This window comes from Phycicoccus sp. HDW14, assembly GCF_011383005.1.
Lineage (GTDB): Bacteria > Actinomycetota > Actinomycetes > Actinomycetales > Dermatophilaceae > Phycicoccus.
Genome location: NZ_CP049935.1, coordinates 199,490 through 220,642 on the forward strand (window position 1 = coordinate 199,490; position 21,153 = coordinate 220,642).

A 21,153-nucleotide genomic window follows, 5' to 3' on the forward strand; every position below is an offset into this window, starting at 1 on the left:
GCCGCCGGCACGGCCGGCCCGCGGCGGGCCCGAGGCTCCGGGGGCGACCCCCGAGGTGACGCCGGAGGTCTCCGGACCGGCCGCCGCCGCCCCCTCCGAGGCGCCCACTCCCGAACCCGCGCAGACCGACGCCGTCGGGACCGAGCCCGCCGGGACCGAGCCCGTCGTCGAGGAGGCCGACGACACCTCGGGCGCAGACGCGGACGCCGACACCGATCCCGACATCGACCCCGCTGGGCACTCGGGGCAGCGGACCCGTCGACGCCTGCCCGCCGGGGCCGGTGCGCCGCTGGCCGCCCTCGTGCTCGCCCTGGTCGCCCTCGCCCTCGTGCTCAGCGTCTCGCTGCGCGACCCGCACGCCCGCGAGGCCGACGCCCGGGCGGCGACGGCCGCGGCCCGCTCCAGCCTCGAGCAGCTGTTGTCCTACAGCTACCAGACCCTCGACCAGCAGGCCGCCGCCAACGCCGCGCTCCTGACCGGAGCCTTCAAGGGCGAGTACGCCAAGACGATGAGCACGACGATCGCGCCGGTGGCCGTCAAGGACGAGGTCACGGTGCGGGCGCGCAGCTACGAGGCGGGCGTCATGGGGCAGACCCCGGACACCGTCACCGTGCAGGTCTTCCTCAACCAGGCCAAGACCGCCAAGGGCGAGGAGCAGCCCTCCGTGGACCAGAACCGGGTCATCGCGACGATGCGCCGGGTCGACGGCCGGTGGCTCATCGAGAAGCTCTCGGCGTACTGACGAGGCCACCGGTCACGCACGCGGCACGCCCGAATTCCCCGGATCGCTTGACGGGAGGGGGGCGGGGGCCATCCTGTTCGCGTCGCCCGCTCGCGCGGGACGGCCGCACCGGGAGCCGAGGGGCTTGACGCGGTTGGACGGTGCTGCCTTCTTCGGGTATGCTATCTCTTTGCGCTGCCCCTAACCTTCCCCCGCTCGTCGATGAGCCGTTCCACCGCCATGCCCCCGGCTGTCCCGGGAGACCTGCGCGTGGAGTGGTCCATGACGGTCGGTCCGGTCGGGAGCCGCCAGCCCGCACGTCAGACCAGGCCTGGAAGGAACTCTCCTTGGCTGCCTCGCGCACCACGTCGAATCCCATGAACTCCGCCCGGACGGCTTCGGGCCGTCTGTCCTTCGCCAAGATCCGGGAGCCCCTCGAGGTCCCCGACCTCCTGGCCCTCCAGACCGAGAGCTTCGACTGGCTGCTCGGGAACGAGCGCTGGCAGGAGCGCGTCGCCGCCGCCCTGGAGGCCGGCCGCGACGACGTCCCCGAGCGCTCCGGCCTCGAGGAGATCTTCGAGGAGATCTCGCCCATCGAGGACTTCAGCGGCTCGATGTCGCTGAGCTTCCGCGACCACCGCTTCGAGGACGTCAAGTACTCGATCGAGGACTGCAAGGAGCGCGACCAGACCTACTCCGCGCCCCTGTTCGTCACCGCGGAGTTCATGAACAACACCACCGGTGAGATCAAGAGCCAGACGGTCTTCATGGGCGACTTCCCGCTCATGACCGAGCGCGGCACCTTCATCATCAACGGCACCGAGCGCGTCGTCGTCTCCCAGCTGGTCCGCAGCCCGGGCGTCTACTTCGAGCGCACCCCCGACAAGACGTCCGACAAGGACATCTACTCGGCCAAGGTCATCCCGAGCCGCGGTGCGTGGCTCGAGTTCGAGATCGACAAGCGCGACATGGTCGGCGTCCGCGTCGACCGCAAGCGCAAGCAGTCGGTCACCGTGCTGCTCAAGGCCCTCGGCATGACCGAGGCCGAGATCCTCGAGCAGTTCGGCGAGTACGAGTCGATGCGGCTCACCCTGGAGAAGGACAACACGACCGACCAGGACGACGCGCTGCTCGACATCTACCGCAAGCTGCGTCCGGGCGAGCCGCCGACCAAGGAGGCCGCGCAGACCCTGCTCGACAACCTCTACTTCAACGGCAAGCGCTACGACCTGGCCAAGGTCGGCCGGTACAAGATCAACAAGAAGCTCGGCATCGACAGCGAGCTGAGCCACTCGACCCTCGCCATCGAGGACGTCGTCGCGACGATCAAGTACATCGTGGCCCTGCACGCCGGCGAGGAGACCCTCCCGGGCCAGCGCAAGGGCGAGGCCGTCGACGTGCGCGTCGAGACCGACGACATCGACCACTTCGGCAACCGTCGCCTGCGCAACGTCGGCGAGCTCATCCAGAACCAGGTCCGCACCGGCCTGTCCCGGATGGAGCGCGTCGTCCGCGAGCGGATGACGACCCAGGACGTCGAGGCGATCACGCCGCAGACGCTCATCAACATCCGCCCGGTCGTGGCGTCCATCAAGGAGTTCTTCGGCACCAGCCAGCTCTCCCAGTTCATGGACCAGAACAACCCGCTCGCCGGCCTGACGCACAAGCGTCGCCTGTCGGCGCTCGGCCCGGGTGGTCTCTCCCGCGACCGCGCCGGCATGGAGGTCCGCGACGTCCACCCGTCGCACTACGGCCGCATGTGCCCGATCGAGACCCCTGAGGGCCCGAACATCGGCCTCATCGGCTCGCTCGCGTCCTACGGGCGGATCAACTCCTTCGGCTTCATCGAGACCCCGTACCGCAAGGTCACCGAGGGGCGCGTCACCGACGAGATCCACTACCTGTCGGCCGACGAGGAGGACGAGCACGTCATCGCCCAGGCCAACGCCACGCTGACCGACGACGGCCAGCGCTTCGCTCACGAGCGCGTGCTCGTGCGCGTCAAGGGCGGCGAGGTCGAGTACATCCCGGGCGACGACGTCGACTACATCGACGTCTCCCCCGCCAGATGGTCTCGGCGGCCACCGCGCTCATCCCGTTCCTCGAGCACGACGACGCCAACCGTGCCCTCATGGGCTCGAACATGCAGCGCCAGGCCGTCCCGCTCGTGCGGGCCGAGGCCCCGCTCGTCGGCACCGGCATGGAGTACCGCGCCGCGGTCGACTCCGGTGACGTCGTCGTCGCCGAGAAGGCCGGCGTCGTCACGGAGGTCTCCGCCGACCTCGTCACCGTCGCCGGTGACGACGGCACGACCCGCACCTACCGGATCGCCAAGTTCGACCGCTCGAACCAGGGCAACAGCTACAACCAGGTCGTGCGCGTCGACGAGGGCCAGCGGCTCGAGGCCGGCCAGCTCATCGCCGACGGTCCCGCGACCGAGGGCGGCGAGATGGCGCTCGGGCGCAACCTGCTCGTGGCGTTCATGCCGTGGGAGGGCCACAACTACGAGGACGCGATCATCCTCAGCCAGCGCCTGGTGCAGGACGACGTCCTCTCCTCGATCCACATCGAGGAGCACGAGGTCGACGCGCGCGACACCAAGCTCGGCCCCGAGGAGATCACCCGGGACATCCCGAACGTCTCCGAGGACGTCCTGGCCGACCTCGACGAGCGCGGCATCATCCGCATCGGTGCCGAGGTCCGCGACGGCGACCTGCTCGTCGGCAAGGTCACGCCCAAGGGCGAGACCGAGCTGACCCCGGAGGAGCGCCTGCTGCGCGCCATCTTCGGCGAGAAGGCCCGCGAGGTCCGCGACACCTCCCTCAAGGTCCCCCACGGCGAGACCGGCACCGTCATCGGCGTCAAGGTCTTCGACAAGGACGAGGGCGACGAGCTGCCCCCGGGTGTCAACCAGCTGGTCCGCGTCTACGTCGCGAACAAGCGGAAGATCACCGACGGTGACAAGCTCGCCGGCCGTCACGGCAACAAGGGTGTCATCTCCAAGATCCTCCCGGTCGAGGACATGCCCTTCCTCGAGGACGGCACGCCCGTCGACGTCGTCCTCAACCCGCTCGGTGTCCCCGGCCGCATGAACGTCGGCCAGATCCTCGAGCTGCACCTCGGCTGGGCCGCCAGCCGCGGCTGGGAGATCGAGGGCACGCCCGAGTGGGCCGAGCTCATCCCGCAGGACGCGCGCCAGGCCCCGGCCGGCACGCGTGTCGCCTCGCCGGTCTTCGACGGCGTGCGCGAGGACGAGATCATCGGCCTCCTGGACTCGACGACCAAGACGCGCGACGGCGTGCGGCTCATCGACGGCACGGGCAAGTCCCGGCTGTTCGACGGCCGCTCCGGCGAGCCGTTCCCGGAGCCGGTCTCGGTCGGCTACATGTACATCCTCAAGCTGCACCACCTCGTGGACGACAAGATCCACGCGCGCAGCACGGGTCCCTACTCGATGATCACCCAGCAGCCGCTCGGCGGTAAGGCCCAGTTCGGTGGCCAGCGCTTCGGTGAGATGGAGGTCTGGGCCCTCGAGGCGTACGGCGCGGCCTACGCGCTCCAGGAGCTGCTCACGATCAAGTCCGACGACGTCAACGGCCGCGTGAAGGTCTACGAGGCCATCGTCAAGGGCGACAACATCCCCGAGCCCGGCATCCCCGAGTCCTTCAAGGTGCTCATCAAGGAGATGCAGTCCCTCTGCCTCAACGTGGAGGTGCTGTCCAGCGACGGCTCCACCATCGAGATGCGCGAGGCGGAGGACGACGTCTTCCGTGCCGCCGAGGAGCTCGGCATCGACCTGTCCCGGCGCGAGCCGAGCAGCGTCGAAGAGGTCTGACAGGTGCAGGGCCGGGACGCCCCGTGCGTCCCGGCCCGCCACCCACCGTCACACCACCGGTCAGACCACAGACGCAAGTCAGTAACGAAAGAAGGAACCACGTGCTCGACGTCAACTTCTTCGACGAGCTCCGGATCGGCCTCGCCACCGCCGACTCCATCCGTGCCTGGAGCCACGGTGAGGTCAAGAAGCCCGAGACGATCAACTACCGCACCCTCAAGCCCGAGAAGGACGGCCTCTTCTGCGAGAAGATCTTCGGCCCCACCCGGGACTGGGAGTGCGCCTGCGGCAAGTACAAGCGGGTCCGCTTCAAGGGCATCATCTGCGAGCGCTGCGGCGTCGAGGTGACCCGTGCGGCCGTCCGTCGTGAGCGGATGGGCCACATCGAGCTCGCCGCCCCCGTCACCCACATCTGGTACTTCAAGGGTGTCCCGAGCCGTCTCGGGTACCTGCTCGACCTGGCCCCGAAGGACCTCGAGAAGGTCATCTACTTCGCGGCCTACATGATCACCTCCGTCGACGAGGACCAGCGGCACGCCGACCTCCCGTCGCTCGAGGCCCAGATCCAGGTCGAGAAGAAGGAGATCGAGAACCGTCGCGACGCCGACGTCGAGGCCCGGGCCAAGAAGCTCGAGAACGACATCGCCGCGCTCGAGGCCGAGGGCGCCAAGTCCGACGCCAAGCGCAAGGTCCGCGACTCCGCGGAGCGCGAGATGAACGCGATCCGCCGTCGCGCCGACGCCACCGTCGAGCGCCTCGAGCAGGTCTGGGACCGCTTCAGGAACCTCAAGGTCCAGGACCTCGAGGGCGACGAGGTCCTCTACCGCGAGATGCGCGACCGCTTCGGCCTGTACTTCGAGGGCGGCATGGGTGCCGCCGCGATCCAGAAGCGGCTCGAGACCTTCGACCTCGACGCCGAGTCCGAGTCGCTGCGCGAGACCATCGCCACCGGCAAGGGCCAGCGCAAGACCCGTGCCCTCAAGCGGCTCAAGGTCGTCTCGGCGTTCCAGACCACGACCAACCAGCCCTCGGGCATGGTCCTGGACGCCATCCCGGTCATCCCGCCGGACCTGCGCCCGATGGTGCAGCTCGACGGTGGCCGCTTCGCGACCTCCGACCTCAACGACCTGTACCGACGGGTCATCAACCGGAACAACCGCCTCAAGCGACTGCTCGACCTCGGTGCCCCCGAGATCATCGTCAACAACGAGAAGCGGATGCTCCAGGAGGCCGTCGACAGCCTCTTCGACAACGGCCGTCGTGGTCGCCCGGTCACGGGCCCCGGCAACCGTCCGCTGAAGTCGCTGTCCGACATGCTCAAGGGCAAGCAGGGCCGGTTCCGCCAGAACCTGCTCGGCAAGCGCGTCGACTACTCCGGCCGTTCGGTCATCGTCGTCGGCCCGCAGCTCAAGCTGCACCAGTGCGGCCTGCCCAAGCAGATGGCCCTCGAGCTCTTCAAGCCCTTCGTCATGAAGCGGCTCGTCGACCTCGACCACGCGCAGAACATCAAGTCCGCCAAGCGGATGGTCGAGCGCCAGCGCCCGGTCGTGTGGGACGTGCTCGAGGAGGTCATCACCGAGCACCCGGTGCTGCTCAACCGCGCACCCACGCTGCACCGCCTCGGCATCCAGGCCTTCGAGCCGCAGCTCGTCGAGGGCAAGGCCATCCAGATCCACCCGCTCGTCTGCACCGCGTTCAACGCGGACTTCGACGGTGACCAGATGGCCGTGCACGTGCCGCTGTCGGCGGAGGCCCAGGCCGAGGCCCGCATCCTCATGCTGTCCTCGAACAACATCCTCAAGCCGGCCGACGGCCGCCCCGTGACCATGCCCACCCAGGACATGATCATCGGCCTCTACCACCTCACCTCCGAGGTCGAGGACGGCAAGGGCGCCGGACGCGTGTTCAACAGCGTCTTCGAGGCCCGGATGGCGTTCGACGGCGGCGAGATCGAGCTCGGCTCCCGGGTCCGGATCCGGCTGGAGCACCTCGTGCCGACGCCGCTGTCCGAGCTGCCCGAGGGCGTCGAGGTCGACGCCGACGGCTACGTGCAGACCCTGACGGTCGAGACCACCCTCGGTCGCGCGCTCTTCAACGAGACGCTGCCGATGGACTACCCGTTCGTCAACGACCAGGTCGACAAGAAGCGCCTGTCGACGATCGTCAACGACCTCGCCGAGCGGTACAGCAAGGTGCAGGTCGCGGCGAGCCTCGACGCGCTCAAGGAGTACGGCTTCCACTGGGCGACCCGCTCGGGCACCACGGTCGCCATCTCCGACGTCGTCACGCCTCCGCGCAAGCTCGAGATCCTCGACGGCTACGAGACCAAGGCCACGAAGGTCCAGACGCAGTACGAGCGCGGTCTGATCACCGACGACGAGCGCCGTCAGGAGCTCATCGAGATCTGGACGCAGGCCACGAACGAGGTCGCCAAGGAGATGGAGGCCAACATCCCGAAGACCAACACCATCTACAAGATGGTGTCCTCGGGTGCTCGCGGTAACTGGATGCAGCTGCGCCAGATCGCCGGTATGCGTGGCCTGGTGTCGAACCCGAAGGGCGACATCATCCCGCGGCCGATCCGCGCGAACTTCCGCGAGGGCCTCACCGTGCTCGAGTTCTTCATCTCGACGCACGGCTCGCGCAAGGGCCTGGCCGACACCGCGCTGCGCACCGCCGACTCGGGCTACCTCACCCGTCGCCTCGTCGACGTGTCGCAGGACGTCATCATCCGTGAGGACGACTGCGGCACCGAGCGCGGCCTGCCGATGCCCATCGCCGCCACCGACGAGCGCACGGGCAACCGTGCGGTCCACGACGACGTCGAGACCTCGGTCTACGCGCGCTCGCTCGCCGAGGACGTCGTCAAGGACGGCGAGGTCCTCGCCGAGGCCGGCATCGACCTCGGGGACGTCGTCATCGGCGCGCTCTTCGCGGCCGGCGTCGACTCGGTGAAGGTCCGTTCGGTCCTCACCTGCGACTCCAAGGTCGGGACCTGCGCCAAGTGCTACGGCCGTTCGCTGGCCACCGGCAAGCTCGTCGACATCGGTGAGGCCGTCGGCATCATCGCGGCGCAGTCCATCGGTGAGCCCGGCACCCAGCTGACGATGCGCACCTTCCACACCGGTGGTGTGGCCGGTGACGACATCACGCAGGGTCTGCCGCGTGTCGTCGAGCTCTTCGAGGCGCGCACCCCCAAGGGTGTCTCGCCGATCGCCGAGGCCTCCGGCCGCGTGACGATCGAGGAGACCGACAAGGCCCGTCGCATCCTGCTCACGCCGGACGACGGCTCCGAGGAGCACGCCTACCCGGTGACGAAGCGGGCCCGCCTGCTCGTCCAGGACGGCCAGCACGTCGAGGTCGGTGCGCAGCTGACGCAGGGGTCGATCGACCCCAAGCAGGTGCTGCGCATCCTCGGCCCGCGCAAGACGCAGGAGCACCTCGTCGACGAGGTGCAGAACGTGTACCGCCAGCAGGGCGTGTCGATCCACGACAAGCACATCGAGGTCATCGTCCGGCAGATGCTGCGCCGGATCACGATCATCGAGTCGGGCGACGCCGACCTGCTGCCGGGCATGCTCGCCGAGCGTGGGCGCTTCGAGGAGGAGAACCGTCGCGTCGTCGCCGAGGGCCTCAAGCCGGCCTCGGGTCGTCCCGAGCTCATGGGCATCACCAAGGCCTCGCTCGCGACCGAGTCGTGGCTGTCGGCGGCCTCCTTCCAGGAGACCACCCGCGTCCTCACCGAGGCCGCCATGGAGGGCAAGTCCGACTCCCTCCTCGGCCTCAAGGAGAACGTCATCCTCGGCAAGCTCATCCCGGCGGGCACCGGCCTGCCGCGCTACCGCAACATCGCGGTGGAGCCCACCGAGGAGGCCAAGGCCGCCATGTACTCCATGCCGAACTACGAGGACTACGCGTTCTCGTTCGGCCCGGGGTCGGGCGAGGCCGTCCGCCTCGACGACAGCGAGCTCGGTCTCGACCGGCTCTGAGTCGCCGCTCCGCCGCACGGGCGGGCACCACGGTGGGAGACCACCGGGTGCCCGCCCGTCGGCGTTCCGGGCGGCGCGGCCCGGCGAACGGGCGCCCTAGGGTGACCGGATGAGCGAGCCGCCGGTGACGCTGGCCCGCGAGGACACCCCGTCGGGCGAGGTGGCGCTGCGCCGGCGCGACGGCGTGCTCGAGCTCGTCGTCGACGGCGCCTTCGCGATGGACACCGTCGACACCTCCACCGAGGTGCTGCTCGCCACCGAGGCGCTGCGCCGCCACCGCGCGCCGGCCCGCGTGCTCGTCGGCGGCCTGGGGCTGGGCTTCACCACCCGGGCGGTGCTCGAGGACCCCCGGGTCCGCCACGTCGACGTCGTCGAGCTCGCCGAGCCGCTCGTGCGCTGGGCCCGCGGCGGGGTGGTCGACGAGCTGGCCGGTCTCGAGGGCCCCTGCTGCGCCCTCCACGTCGCCGACGTCGCCGACGTGCTGCGCGGGTCCGGCCCGCCGAACGGCCCGTGGGACGTCGTGCTCCTCGACGTCGACAACGGCCCCGACTTCCTCGTGCACGCCGGCAACGCCGCACTGTACGAGGCGGACTCGCTCGCCCGGGCCCGCGAGGTGCTGGCCCCCGGCGGCCTGCTCGTCGTCTGGTCCTCGCACCGGGCTCCCCGCCTGCTGGCCGCCCTCCAGGAGGTTGCCGGCCCGGGGGAGGCCGCCCGCGAGGTCGTCCTCCCGGTGCACCGGGACGGACGGGACCTCGACTACGCGCTGTACTCGTTCGCGCGGGCCCCCGCCGCCGGGGGAGGATGACCCGGTGCGCACCGACCTCGTCATCCGTCCCGAACGACCCGAGGACGCCGAGGCGGTCCGCGAGCTGGTGCGGGCGGCCTTCGCCGGCACGGAGTACTCGGACGGACGCCCGGAGTCCGCGCTCGTCGACGCGCTGCGGGCCGACGGTGACGTCCTCCCGGCGCTGACCTTCGTCGCCGAGCTCGACGGCAGGGTCGTCGGGTCGGTCGTCTGCAGCCGGGCGACGATGGGGGAGGGGACCTCGGTCGGGCTGGGGCCCCTGGCGGTCGACCCCGGGTACCAGGCCCAGGGCATCGGCTCGGCGCTCGTCGCCTCGGTCGTCGCCACGGCCGAGCAGCGCGCGGAGCCGAGCATCGTCCTGCTCGGCGACCCCGGGTACTACGGGGCCTTCGGGTTCGAGACCGCCGCCCCGCTCGGCATCGGGTCGCCCGGGCCCTGGGAGGACCGCTTCTTCCAGGTGCTGACCCTGCGGGCCTGGCGCCCCGAGCTCGCCGGCCCGTTCCGCTACGCGCCCGCCTTCGAGGCCCTCGAGGGCTGACGCGGGGAACAGCCGACCGCCCCGGGGGCGTTGGACACCGTGGACGAGCAGGGTCGACGCAGGGGAACCGATTTGGAGGGCCCGTGCGCAGGCCGGTACCCTTGACTGCTGTGTCTGGCTAGGTCCGGACCCAGGAGTCGCATCCGCTGCCGAGAGGCGACGGGGACGGCCTCGCCCACCTCCTGCCGGGCGCCCCGCACACCATCCTCCGGGGTGGTGCATGGGGAGTGCAGGGAGGAGCAGCCGGCACGACACACCCGAACGCGGGGGTCGCCGCCGGTCATGACAAGGAGCCACGGCGCCGCTGCCGTGGCTTGACCAGACAAGACGAAGGACTCAGGTTGCCTACCATCAACCAGCTGGTGCGCAAGGGCCGGCAGGACAAGGCCGTCAAGGCCAAGACCCCTGCCCTCAAGGGCTCGCCGCAGCGCCGCGGTGTGTGCACGCGTGTGTACACCACCACCCCAAGAAGCCGAACTCCGCCCTCCGCAAGGTCGCCCGCGTGCGCCTCACGAGCGGCATCGAGGTCACCGCCTACATCCCCGGTGTCGGCCACAACCTCCAGGAGCACTCGATGGTGCTCGTCCGCGGCGGTCGCGTGAAGGACCTGCCCGGCGTGCGCTACAAGATCATCCGTGGCGCCCTCGACACCCAGGGCGTGAAGAACCGTCAGCAGGCGCGCAGCCGCTACGGCGCGAAGAAGGGCAAGAGCTGATGCCGCGCAAGGGTCCCGCTCCGAAGCGGCCGCTCGTCACCGACCCGGTGCACCAGTCGCCGCTGGTGACCTCGCTCGTCAACAAGGTCCTCCTCGACGGCAAGAAGTCCACCGCCGAGCGCATCGTCTACGGCGCGCTCGAGGGCTGCCGCGAGAAGACCGGCACCGACCCGGTGCAGACGCTCAAGCGCGCGCTCGACAACATCAAGCCGACCCTCGAGGTCAAGTCCCGCCGCGTCGGCGGTGCGACCTACCAGGTCCCGATCGAGGTCAAGCCGAACCGCGCGACGACCCTGTCGCTGCGCTGGCTCGTCGGCTACTCCCGTCAGCGTCGCGAGAAGACGATGACCGAGCGCCTCATGAACGAGATCCTCGACGCGTCCAACGGCCTCGGCGCCGCGGTGAAGCGTCGCGAGGACACCCACAAGATGGCCGAGTCCAACAAGGCCTTCGCGCACTACCGCTGGTGACACCCGCCGGGGAGCCGCGCCGCACCACGGCCGGCTCCCCGGGGCACCGGTGGCAACCGCCGCACCACACCGCACCACCCGAAGCGACGAGACGAGAGCACTGAACGTGGCACAGGACGTCCTGACGGACCTCACGAAGGTCCGCAACATCGGCATCATGGCGCACATCGACGCCGGCAAGACCACGGCGACCGAGCGCATCCTCTTCTACACCGGTGTCAACCGGAAGATGGGCGAGACGCACGACGGCGCCTCGACCACCGACTGGATGGAGCAGGAGAAGGAGCGGGGGATCACCATCACCTCCGCCGCGGTCACCTCCTTCTGGGAGGGGTCGCAGATCAACATCATCGACACCCCGGGTCACGTCGACTTCACGGTCGAGGTCGAGCGCTCCCTGCGCGTCCTCGACGGCGCCGTCGCCGTCTTCGACGGCAAGGAGGGCGTCGAGCCCCAGTCCGAGACCGTCTGGCGCCAGGCCGACAAGTACGACGTCCCCCGGATCTGCTTCATCAACAAGATGGACAAGCTCGGAGCGGACTTCTACTTCACCGTCGACACCATCAAGGACCGCCTCGGCGCCGAGCCGCTCGTGCTCCAGCTGCCGATCGGTGCCGAGAACGACTTCGTCGGGGTCATCGACCTCGTCTACATGCGCGCCCTCGTGTGGCCCGGCGACGCCAAGGGTGACGTCACCCTCGGTGCGAAGTACGAGATCCAGGAGATCCCGGCCGACCTCGCCGAGAAGGCGGCGGAGTACCGCCACCACCTCGTCGAGCGCGTGGCCGAGGCCGACGACGCCCTCATGGAGAAGTACCTCGACGGCGGCGAGCTGACCCCCGAGGAGATCAAGGCCGGCATCCGCGCCCTGACCATCTCCTCCGAGCTCTACCCCGTGCTCTGCGGCTCCGCGTTCAAGAACCGCGGCGTCCAGCCGATGCTCGACGCGGTCGTCGACTACCTCCCCTCGCCCCTCGACGTGGCCGCCATGGAGGGCCACGCCCCGGGCAACGAGGAGGAGAAGGTCCTGCGCAAGCCGAGCAAGGACGAGCCGTTCTCGGCGCTGGCCTTCAAGGTCGCCTCGCACCCGTTCTTCGGCACGCTCACCTTCATCCGCGTGTACTCCGGCCACATCTCGGCCGGCACCCAGGTGCTCAACAGCACCAAGGTGAAGAAGGAGCGCATCGGCAAGCTCTTCCAGATGCACGCCAACAAGGAGAACCCGGTCGAGGACGCGATGGCGGGGCACATCTACGCCGCCATCGGCCTCAAGGCCACGACCACCGGCGACACGCTCTGCGACATCGCGGCGCCCGTCGTCCTCGAGTCGATGACCTTCCCGGAGCCGGTCATCCAGGTCGCCATCGAGCCCAAGACCAAGGGCGACCAGGAGAAGCTCGGCACGGCGATCCAGAAGCTCGCCGAGGAGGACCCGACCTTCCAGGTGCACCTCGACGAGGACACCGGCCAGACGATCATCGCCGGCATGGGCGAGCTCCACCTCGACATCCTCGTCGACCGCATGCGCCGCGAGTTCAAGGTCGAGGCCAACGTCGGCAAGCCGCAGGTCGCCTACCGCGAGACCATCAAGCGCGCCCTCGACCGCTTCGACTACACCCACAAGAAGCAGACGGGTGGCTCCGGCCAGTTCGCGAAGATCCAGATCGCGCTCGCGCCCCTCGACACCGCCGACGGCGAGCTCTACGAGTTCGAGAACAAGGTCACCGGTGGTCGCGTGCCGCGCGAGTACATCCCGTCGGTCGACGCGGGCATCCAGGACGCGATGCAGTACGGCGTCCTCGCCGGGTACCCGCTGGTCGGCATCAAGGCCACGCTGCTCGACGGTGCGGCCCACGACGTCGACTCCTCGGAGATGGCGTTCAAGATCGCCGGATCGATGGCGCTCAAGGAGGCCGTCCGCAAGTGCGAGCCGGTCCTCCTCGAGCCGATGATGGCCGTCGAGGTGCGCACGCCCGAGGACTACATGGGCGAGGTCATCGGCGACATCAACGCACGCCGTGGCCAGATCCAGGCCATGGAGGACATCAGCGGCGCCAAGATCGTGCGCGGTGTCGTCCCGCTGTCGGAGATGTTCGGCTACGTCGGCGACCTGCGGTCCAAGACCCAGGGCCGCGCGAACTACTCGATGGAGTTCGACTCCTACGCCGAGGTCCCCAAGTCGGTGGCCGAGGAGATCATCAAGAAGACGCGGGGCGAGTGACCGCTAGACTGGTCGCTGGTCTCGGTAGAGAAGCATCCACACCCCATCCCCAATGACACGCCACGTCCTGCCCGGTCGTAACGGCGTTCCACCAGAAGAGTCCTGAGGAGGACATCAAGTGGCGAAGGCAAAGTTCGAGCGGACCAAGCCGCACGTCAACATCGGCACCATCGGTCACATCGACCACGGTAAGACGACGCTGACGGCTGCGATCTCCAAGGTCCTGCACGACAAGTACCCGGACCTGAACCCGCAGTTCGCGTTCGACGACATCGACAAGGCGCCCGAGGAGAAGCAGCGCGGTATCACGATCTCCATCGCGCACATCGAGTACCAGACCGAGGGTCGTCACTACGCGCACGTCGACTGCCCGGGCCACGCCGACTACGTGAAGAACATGATCACGGGTGCGGCGCAGATGGACGGCGCGATCCTCGTGGTCGCCGCCACCGACGGCCCGATGCCGCAGACCAAGGAGCACGTGCTCCTGGCCCGCCAGGTCGGCGTCCCCTACGTGGTCGTCGCGCTCAACAAGGCCGACATGGTCGACGACGAGGAGATCCTCGAGCTCGTCGAGATGGAGGTCCGTGAGCTCCTCACGTCCTACGAGTTCCCGGGCGACGACCTGCCGGTCGTCAAGGTCTCGGCGCTCAAGGCCCTCGAGGGCGACGCCGAGTGGGGCCAGACCGTCCTCGACCTGATGGACGCCGTCGACACCTACATCCCCGAGCCCGAGCGTGACACGGACAAGCCGTTCCTCATGCCCGTCGAGGACGTCTTCACGATCACCGGTCGTGGCACCGTCGTCACCGGCCGCATCGAGCGCGGTGTCCTCAAGGTCAACGAGGAGGTCGAGATCGTCGGCATCCACACCGGCCCGGCCACCAAGACCACCGCCACCGGCATCGAGATGTTCCGCAAGCTCCTCGACGAGGGTCGTGCGGGCGAGAACGTCGGCCTCCTCCTGCGCGGCATCAAGCGCGAGGACGTCGAGCGCGGCCAGGTCGTCGTCAAGCCCGGGTCGATCACCCCGCACACCGAGTTCGACGCGAACGTCTACATCTTGTCCAAGGACGAGGGTGGCCGTCACACGCCGTTCTACGACAACTACCGTCCGCAGTTCTACTTCCGGACCACGGACGTCACCGGTGTCGTCAAGCTGCCCGAGGGCACCGAGATGGTCATGCCCGGTGACAACACCGAGATGGCCGTCGAGCTCATCCAGCCCATCGCGATGGAGGAGGGCCTCAAGTTCGCCATCCGCGAGGGCGGCCGCACCGTCGGCGCCGGCCGGGTCACCAAGATCAACAAGTGACCTGACGCCGGTCCGCGACCGGCACCCCGAAGGGCCCCGCTCCACCACCAGGTGGGACGGGGCCCTTCGTCGTGCGTGGTGACCTCGGTCAGCAGGTGAGCGACACGTAGAAGTAGGTGTCCTCGGAGGCGCCGGTCGCGGTGTTGCGGACGTACACCGTCACCGTGTTGGGGTCGGCGCTGAAGCCGTTGTCGACGGTGATCTCGCGCGACGCGGAGAAGATGATGTCGGTGCCGGCGGCCGCGCAGCGCTCGACGTCGCGGTTGAACGTCACGGTGTACACGCCGGTCGAGCTCTTCGCCGAGCTGACCACGCCGGAGGCGGTGCTGGAGTAGACACCCCCACCCGGCTCGATGGCGGCGTAGAGGGGCTTGACGTAGTAGCCGGCGACGTCGGCGAAGATGTGCGCCGCGCCGGGGGTCTTGACGGTGAACTGCCCGGAGCCGTTGACGGGCATGGTCACCATGTTGGCCACCGGACCGGACGGGTTGAAGTTCACGAGGGAGGCCAGGGGCTCGGCCGTGCCGGTCGCCCAGCCCTTGAGGTCGCTCGTCGAGCCGTTGCGCGAGATGGCGCCGAGGTTGAGCTGCACCGAGGTGGCCACGTCGGGGATGTTGCAGGTGCCGGCCTTGCCACCCTGCACGGCGTAGCTGGCCAGCGTGGCGTCGAAGGTCCGCTGGCCGGCGACGAGGGCGCCTCCCGACACGCGGGTGTCGATGATGCGGCACGGGGCGACGGCGACGAAGCGCACCTCGGAGCCGGGCGGGAAGAGCGCGGAGACCGCGGCCACACCCGGGGCGACCCCCGCGGCCTTGGCGCTGCTGCGCGGGTTGGGCGAGGGGGTGCCCGCCGCGACGGCCGCGGTGGCGGAGAGGGTGAGGGCGGCCGCACAGGCCGTGGCGAGGAGTCCGAGCGCCGGGCGGCGCAGACGGGAGGTCGTGCTCATGGGGGGCACCTTTCGTGGGGTGGGGCGGCGAGGACCCGCCGTTGCGCGAGAAGAGCGCTCCCCGGTCCCCCTGATACGCGCCCCCGTGCTCAGGCCCGGTCGAGCCGCTCGCCGGCCACCCGGAGCAGCTCCTCGCGCACCCGCCCGATGGCGGGGGAGGGGGCCATCGTCCGGCGCCAGGTCATCATGACGCGACGGGTCGGGACCGGGTCGGTGACCGGCACGGGGACGACCGAGGCCGGCAGCTCCTCGCGACCCAGCCGGGGCACCAGCCCGACGCAGACCCCCTCGGAGACGAGCCCGACCTGAGACGAGAACTCCATCGCGCGGTGCCGGATGTCGGGCCGCCGGCCGTGCAGGTCGAACATGTGGGTCAGCCAGCCGTCGCACACCGAGCCGGGGGGCGCGCAGACCCACGGCTCGTCGGCGAACGCCGTGGCGTCGACGGGTCCGCGGCCGGCGAGCGGGTGGTCGGCGGGGACGAGGACGTCGGCCGTGTCGGTGCCGAGCGCCAGCACCTCGAGGTGCTCGGGGAAGGGCAGCGGTAGCTCGCCCCAGTTGTGCACGAGCGCGGCGTCGGCCGACCCGCCGGCGACGAGGTCGATCGCCTCGTGCGGGTCGTGCTCGACGACCGTGACCTCGAGGAGCGGCTCGGTGTCGGCCAGCGCGCGCAGGGTCGGGGCGACGAGGCCGCGCACGGCGGTCGAGAACGCCACGAGCCGGACCGCCCCGCTCACCGGTCCGCCGGCGACCCGTCCGAGCCCCGACTCCAGGGCCTCGAGCCGGTCGAGGATCTCGGCCCCCTCGTCGACGAGGTGGCGCCCGAGCTCGGTGAGCATCACACCGCGCCCGACCCGCTCGAGCACCGCGCCGCCCACCCGTCGCTCGAGGCGCTTGACCTGTTGGGAGACGGCCGACGGGGTGTACCCGAGGTGCGAGGCCGCGCCACCGATCGACCCGGTGCGGCGGACGGCGCTGAGCGTCACGAGGTGGTCGACGTCGATCATGTAGCGACGCTACACGAAACGGCGCACGAACCGTTGCTGGTGCTGAACGGTCGGGGCGAGCAGGATGGACCGCATGCCCCTGCGCGACGTCCTCTCCGCCGTGCTCGTCATGGTCATCTGGGGGATGAACTTCGTCGTCATCGACCGGGGCCTCGAGGGTGTGCCACCGCTGGTGTTCGTCGCGGTGCGCTTCGCCGTGGTCCTCCTCGCCCTGCCGTTCGTCGCCCGCCCGCAGGCCCCGCTGAGCCGGGTCCTGACCGTCGGGGTGTTCATGAGCCTCGGGCAGTTCGGGCTCCTCTACACGGCGCTGGCGGTCGGGATGCCGCCCGGGCTGGCCTCGTTGGTCCTCCAGGCGCAGGCGGTCATCACCGTCGTGCTCGCCGCCCTCGTGCTGGGGGAGCGGCCCCTGCGTGTCCAGCTGCTCGGGGTGGGGGTCGGCGTCCTCGGTCTCGGTGTCGTCGCCCTCGGCCGCGGGGGCAGCGTCCCGGCCGTCGCCGCCGTGCTCTGCGTCCTCGCGGCCGCGTCGTGGGCGACCGGCAACGTCCTGGTCCGCCGGCTCGGCGTCCCGGGTGGCCTGGGGCTCACGGTCTGGTCGGCGCTCGTCGTGCCGCTCCCGTTGCTGGCCCTGGCCTGCGCCGTCGACGGACCGGCGGAGGTGGGGCGGGCATTGACCCACCTGTCGCTCGTCAACTGGGCCTCGACGGCCTACACCGCCGTGCTCGCGAGCCTCGTGGGGTACGGCATCTGGAACCGCCTGCTGCACCGCCACCCCGCCTCCGAGGTCGCGCCCTTCACCCTGCTGGTGCCGCCGGTGGGCATGCTCACCGCGTGGCTCGCCGACGGGGAGGTGCCGACCGCGCTGGCCCTGCTCGGGGGAGCGGCCCTCATCGCGGGCGTCGCCCTCGTCACCCTGGGTCCGAGGATCCGACGCCGGCCGGCCGCCGTACCGTCCGCAGCGGCGGACACGTCGTCCCCCGGGGCGTCGACTCCGCCGGCCTGAGGCCTGGCGGGGTGGGCCGCTCCATCCGCACACCTGCGCGTCATCCGCACACCCCGGAGGGCGAGCGCCTGACCGTGAGGTGTGCGCCTGCCGTCAGATCGGCCGGCCCGTGCCCGGTGTCGGCGCCGGCGACGCGCCACGTGATCGGCGGTGCCGGCCGACCGGGGAGGGCGGGTGTATCGCCCGATTTGGACGAGGGCCCGGGGCTCTGGCACACTGGCTGGGTTGCTTGGCGTGCGTGAGCGACCCGCGAGGGTCGTCTGCGCCCACCGCGACGAGGTACTCGCACCGCCTTCTCGGCGGGGCGGCTCGGTTCGCGAAGTGCCAGGCCCCGGTTCCACCGGGACAGCCGAACCCACGGATGAGGCACGGGAGACCGTGCGCCACCCGGACTGCGGAGAAAGGGCGACACGCCCGACCGCGGGGGTCGGAGGTCCAGGAACCGGCCTTTGACAGATGGACGGCGAGTAGAGAGACGGGAACGTCAGATGGCGGGACAGAAGATCCGCATCCGCTTGAAGTCGTATGACCACGAGGTCATCGACAGCTCGGCGCGCAAGATCGTCGACACGGTCACGCGGGCCGGAGCGACCGTGGTCGGCCCCGTGCCGCTCCCGACGGAGAAGAACGTCTTCTGCGTCATCCGGTCGCCGCACAAGTACAAGGACAGCCGCGAGCACTTCGAGATGCGCACCCACAAGCGCCTCATCGACATCATCGACCCGACGCCCAAGGCCGTCGACTCGCTGATGCGTCTCGACCTCCCGGCTGACGTCAACATCGAGATCAAGCTCTGAGGCTCGCGATGACCACCACTGCCACGAAGACCCAGAAGGGTCTGCTGGGCACCAAGCTCGGCATGACCCAGGTGTGGGACGAGAACAACCGACTCGTGCCCGTCACCGTCATCCAGGCCGGCCCGAACGTCGTGACCCAGGTCCGCGCCGCCGAGGCCGACGGCTACGCCGCCGTGCAGCTCGGCTACGGCGCGATCGACCCCCGCAAGGTCACCAAGCCGCTCACCGGCCACTTCGAGAAGGCCGGCGTCACGCCGCGCCGCCACCTCGTCGAGATCCGCACCGCGGACGCCGGCGAGTACGCGCTCGGCCAGGAGCTCGGCGCCGACACCTTCGAGGTCGGCCAGTCCGTCGACGCCACCGCCACGACCAAGGGCAAGGGCTTCGCCGGCGTCATGAAGCGTCACGGCTTCCACGGCGTCAGCTCCTCCCACGGTGCGCACAAGAACCACCGCAAGCCCGGCTCGATCGGTGGCTGCGCCACCCCGGGCCGCGTGTTCAAGGGCATGCGGATGGCCGGTCGCATGGGCGGCGTGCGCCACACCACGCAGAACCTCACGATCCACGCCGTGGACGCCGAGAAGGGCCTGCTGCTGCTCAAGGGTGCCGTCCCCGGTCCCCGCGGCGCGGTCGTCCTCGTCCGCTCGGCCGCGAAGGGGGCCTGACATGGCTACCAACACCCTCGACGTCACCCTCCCCGCGGAGATCTTCGACGTCCAGACCAACGTGCCGCTGATCCACCAGGTCGTCGTCGCGCAGCTCGCCGCCGCCCGCCAGGGCACGCACGCGACGAAGACGCGTGGCGAGGTCCGCGGTGGCGGTCGCAAGCCGTACCGCCAGAAGGGCACCGGCCGCGCCCGTCAGGGCTCGACCCGTGCGCCGCAGTTCGCCGGTGGTGGCACCGTCCACGGCCCGCAGCCGCGTGACTACGCCCAGCGCACCCCCAAGAAGATGAAGGCCGCCGCCCTGCGCGGTGCCCTCTCCGACCGGGCGCGCCACGGCCGCATCCACGTCATCGACGTCATCGCCTCCGGCGACGCGCCCTCGACGAAGGCGGCCCGCGAGCTGTTCGCCGGTCTCACCGAGCGTCCCAACGTGCTCGTCGTCCTCGACCGCAGCGACATCGTCTCGATGAAGTCGGTCCGCAACCTCGCCGAGGTGCACGTGCTCGCGGTCGACCAGCTCAACACCTACGACGTGCTGTGCGCCGACGACGTGGTCTTCACCAAGGCCGCCTACGAGGTCTTCACCGGCGAGACGGTCCAGGCCGCCGCACCGGCCAAGAAGGCCCCGGCGAAGAAGGCCCCCGCCAAGAAGGCCGCGGAGCCCGAGGTCGCCGAGGCGGCTCCGGCCGCCGACCTGCCCAAGGGTGCGGTCGCCGCGCTCGAGGACGGCAGCGCCCCCGACGGCTACACCGTCAAGGGCAACGCCGACTCCGGCAAGTACCACGAGCCCGACGGCCAGTGGTACGAGCAGACCGTCGCCGAGTTCTGGTTCAAGACGGCCGCGGCGGCCGAGAAGGCCGGCTTCACCAAGGCCGGCGCCAAGGCTGATGTGCCGGGCCCCGCTGACGGTGCCGCCAAGGGCGACGCAGTCGACGTTGCCGGTACCGAGAATGGGGAGGACGAGAAGTGAGCCAGGGCAAGAACCCCCGCGACATCCTGATCGCTCCGGTCGTGTCCGAGAAGTCCTACGGGCTCCTCGACGAGGGCAAGTACACCTTCATCGTCGACCCGCGCTCGAACAAGACCGAGATCAAGATCGCCGTCGAGAACGTCTTCGGCGTCAAGGTCGACTCCGTCCACACGATGAACCGCAAGGGCAAGGCCCGTCGCACGCGGTTCGGCATCGGCAAGCGCAAGGACACCAAGCGCGCGATCGTCACCCTCCGCGAGGGCTCGATCGACATCTTCGGCAGCGCCGGCGCCTGAGGAACTGAGGACTGACAACACATGGGTATCCGTAAGTACAAGCCGACGACGCCGGGGCGTCGCGGGTCGAGCGTGGCCGACTTCGTCGAGGTCACCCGCTCCACCCCCGAGAAGTCCCTCGTCCGCCCGCTGACCAAGAGCGGTGGCCGCAACAACAACGGCCGCATCACCACCCGTCACATCGGTGGGGGCCACAAGCGCGCCTACCGCGTGATCGACTTCCGTCGTCACGACAAGGACGGCGTGCCCGCGAAGGTCGCGCACATCGAGTACGACCCGAACCGCACCGCGCGCATCGCGCTGCTGCACTACGCCGACGGCGAGAAGCGCTACATCCTCGCGCCGCGCGGCCTGGAGCAGGGCGCGACCATCGAGAACGGTCCGGGTGCCGACATCAAGCCGGGCAACACCCTGCCGCTGCGCAACATCCCGACCGGTACGGTCATCCACGCCGTCGAGCTCAAGCCCGGTGGCGGCGCGAAGATCGCCCGCTCCGCCGGTGTGCGCGTGCAGCTCGTCGCCAAGGACGGCCCCTATGCGCAGCTGCGCATGCCGTCCGGTGAGATCCGCAACGTCGACGTGCGCTGCCGCGCCACCGTCGGCGAGGTCGGCAACGCCGAGCAGTCGAACATCAACTGGGGCAAGGCCGGCCGCATGCGCTGGAAGGGCAAGCGCCCGACCGTCCGCGGTGTCGTCATGAACCCGGTCGACCACCCGCACGGTGGTGGTGAGGGTCGCACGTCCGGTGGACGCCACCCGGTGTCCCCCTGGGGCAAGCCCGAGGGCCGCACCCGCCGCCCCGGCAAGCCGAGCGACAAGCTCATCGTCCGTCGTCGCCGTACTGGCAAGAAGCGCTGATAGGA

The 21,153-nt window shown here is 70.1% G+C and carries 15 protein-coding genes and 2 pseudogenes; 15 read left to right on the top strand and 2 right to left on the bottom strand.

Annotated elements, in window-relative coordinates; genetic code table 11:
- Positions 1–55: 55 nt before the first annotated feature.
- The 9 genes and pseudogenes from G7075_RS01020 to tuf all read left to right on the top strand — a co-directional run bounded on the left by G7075_RS01020 (position 56) and on the right by tuf (position 14,609).
- Positions 56–742, top strand: coding sequence for a hypothetical protein (locus tag G7075_RS01020; protein WP_166117997.1), 687 nt, complete (start codon positions 56–58; stop codon positions 740–742).
- 356 nt (positions 743–1,098) lie between these two features.
- Positions 1,099–4,556: pseudogene (rpoB, locus tag G7075_RS01025) on the top strand (DNA-directed RNA polymerase subunit beta).
- A 101-nt stretch (positions 4,557–4,657) separates the two neighbouring features.
- Entirely contained in the window at positions 4,658–8,545 is a 3,888-nt protein-coding gene (locus tag G7075_RS01030; RefSeq protein ID WP_166117999.1) for a DNA-directed RNA polymerase subunit beta', read from the top strand.
- Positions 8,546–8,654: 109 nt separating this feature from the next.
- Positions 8,655–9,350, top strand: a complete 696-nt coding sequence (locus G7075_RS01035) for a hypothetical protein (RefSeq protein ID WP_166118001.1) — start codon at positions 8,655–8,657, stop codon at positions 9,348–9,350.
- 4 nt (positions 9,351–9,354) lie between these two features.
- A complete protein-coding gene (locus G7075_RS01040) occupies positions 9,355–9,888 on the top strand; it encodes a GNAT family N-acetyltransferase (RefSeq protein WP_166118003.1) in 534 nt (177 codons plus the stop codon).
- Between the two features lie 341 nt (positions 9,889–10,229).
- Positions 10,230–10,603 (top strand): annotated as a pseudogene (gene rpsL, locus G7075_RS01045) (30S ribosomal protein S12).
- Complete coding sequence (gene rpsG / locus G7075_RS01050) at positions 10,603–11,073, top strand: 30S ribosomal protein S7 (protein ID WP_166118005.1); 471 nt, start codon at positions 10,603–10,605, stop codon at positions 11,071–11,073. Before rpsL ends, rpsG begins: the two are co-directional and overlap by 1 nt.
- A 106-nt stretch (positions 11,074–11,179) precedes the next feature.
- A complete protein-coding gene (gene fusA, locus G7075_RS01055; RefSeq protein ID WP_166118007.1) occupies positions 11,180–13,294 on the top strand; it encodes an elongation factor G in 2,115 nt (704 codons plus the stop codon).
- Between the two features lie 118 nt (positions 13,295–13,412).
- The gene (tuf, locus tag G7075_RS01060; RefSeq protein ID WP_166118009.1) at positions 13,413–14,609 is read left to right on the top strand and encodes an elongation factor Tu; all 1,197 of its coding nucleotides are present in this window, start codon (positions 13,413–13,415) and stop codon (positions 14,607–14,609) included.
- 88 nt (positions 14,610–14,697) lie between these two features.
- Here the strand turns inward: tuf and G7075_RS01065 are convergent, their stop codons facing one another.
- A complete protein-coding gene (locus G7075_RS01065; protein WP_166118011.1) occupies positions 14,698–15,555 on the bottom strand; it encodes a hypothetical protein in 858 nt (285 codons plus the stop codon).
- Positions 15,556–15,644: 89 nt separating this feature from the next.
- The gene (locus G7075_RS01070) at positions 15,645–16,562 is read right to left on the bottom strand and encodes a LysR family transcriptional regulator (RefSeq protein WP_166118014.1); all 918 of its coding nucleotides are present in this window, start codon (positions 16,560–16,562) and stop codon (positions 15,645–15,647) included.
- A 73-nt stretch (positions 16,563–16,635) separates the two neighbouring features.
- On the opposite strand from G7075_RS01070, the gene G7075_RS01075 reads away from it, so the two are divergent.
- From G7075_RS01075 to rplB, 6 genes are all read left to right on the top strand, one after another.
- Positions 16,636–17,562 (top strand): EamA family transporter, encoded by a 927-nt coding sequence (locus G7075_RS01075; protein ID WP_166118016.1) that lies wholly within the window; start codon positions 16,636–16,638, stop codon positions 17,560–17,562.
- A 488-nt stretch (positions 17,563–18,050) separates the two neighbouring features.
- Positions 18,051–18,359 carry a 30S ribosomal protein S10 gene (gene rpsJ / locus G7075_RS01080; protein WP_012867945.1) on the top strand — a complete coding sequence of 103 codons (309 nt, stop codon included), beginning with the start codon at positions 18,051–18,053 and terminating at the stop codon, positions 18,357–18,359.
- 8 nt (positions 18,360–18,367) lie between these two features.
- Positions 18,368–19,024 (top strand): 50S ribosomal protein L3, encoded by a 657-nt coding sequence (gene rplC, locus G7075_RS01085; RefSeq protein WP_166118018.1) that lies wholly within the window; start codon positions 18,368–18,370, stop codon positions 19,022–19,024.
- 1 nt (position 19,025) lies between these two features.
- Complete coding sequence (gene rplD, locus G7075_RS01090; protein ID WP_166118020.1) at positions 19,026–19,994, top strand: 50S ribosomal protein L4; 969 nt, start codon at positions 19,026–19,028, stop codon at positions 19,992–19,994.
- Complete coding sequence (gene rplW, locus G7075_RS01095) at positions 19,991–20,290, top strand: 50S ribosomal protein L23 (RefSeq protein ID WP_166118022.1); 300 nt, start codon at positions 19,991–19,993, stop codon at positions 20,288–20,290. Before rplD ends, rplW begins: the two co-directional genes overlap by 4 nt.
- A gap of 21 nt (positions 20,291–20,311) precedes the next feature.
- Positions 20,312–21,148, top strand: coding sequence for a 50S ribosomal protein L2 (gene rplB / locus G7075_RS01100; protein WP_166118024.1), 837 nt, complete (start codon positions 20,312–20,314; stop codon positions 21,146–21,148).
- Positions 21,149–21,153: the final 5 nt, after the last annotated feature.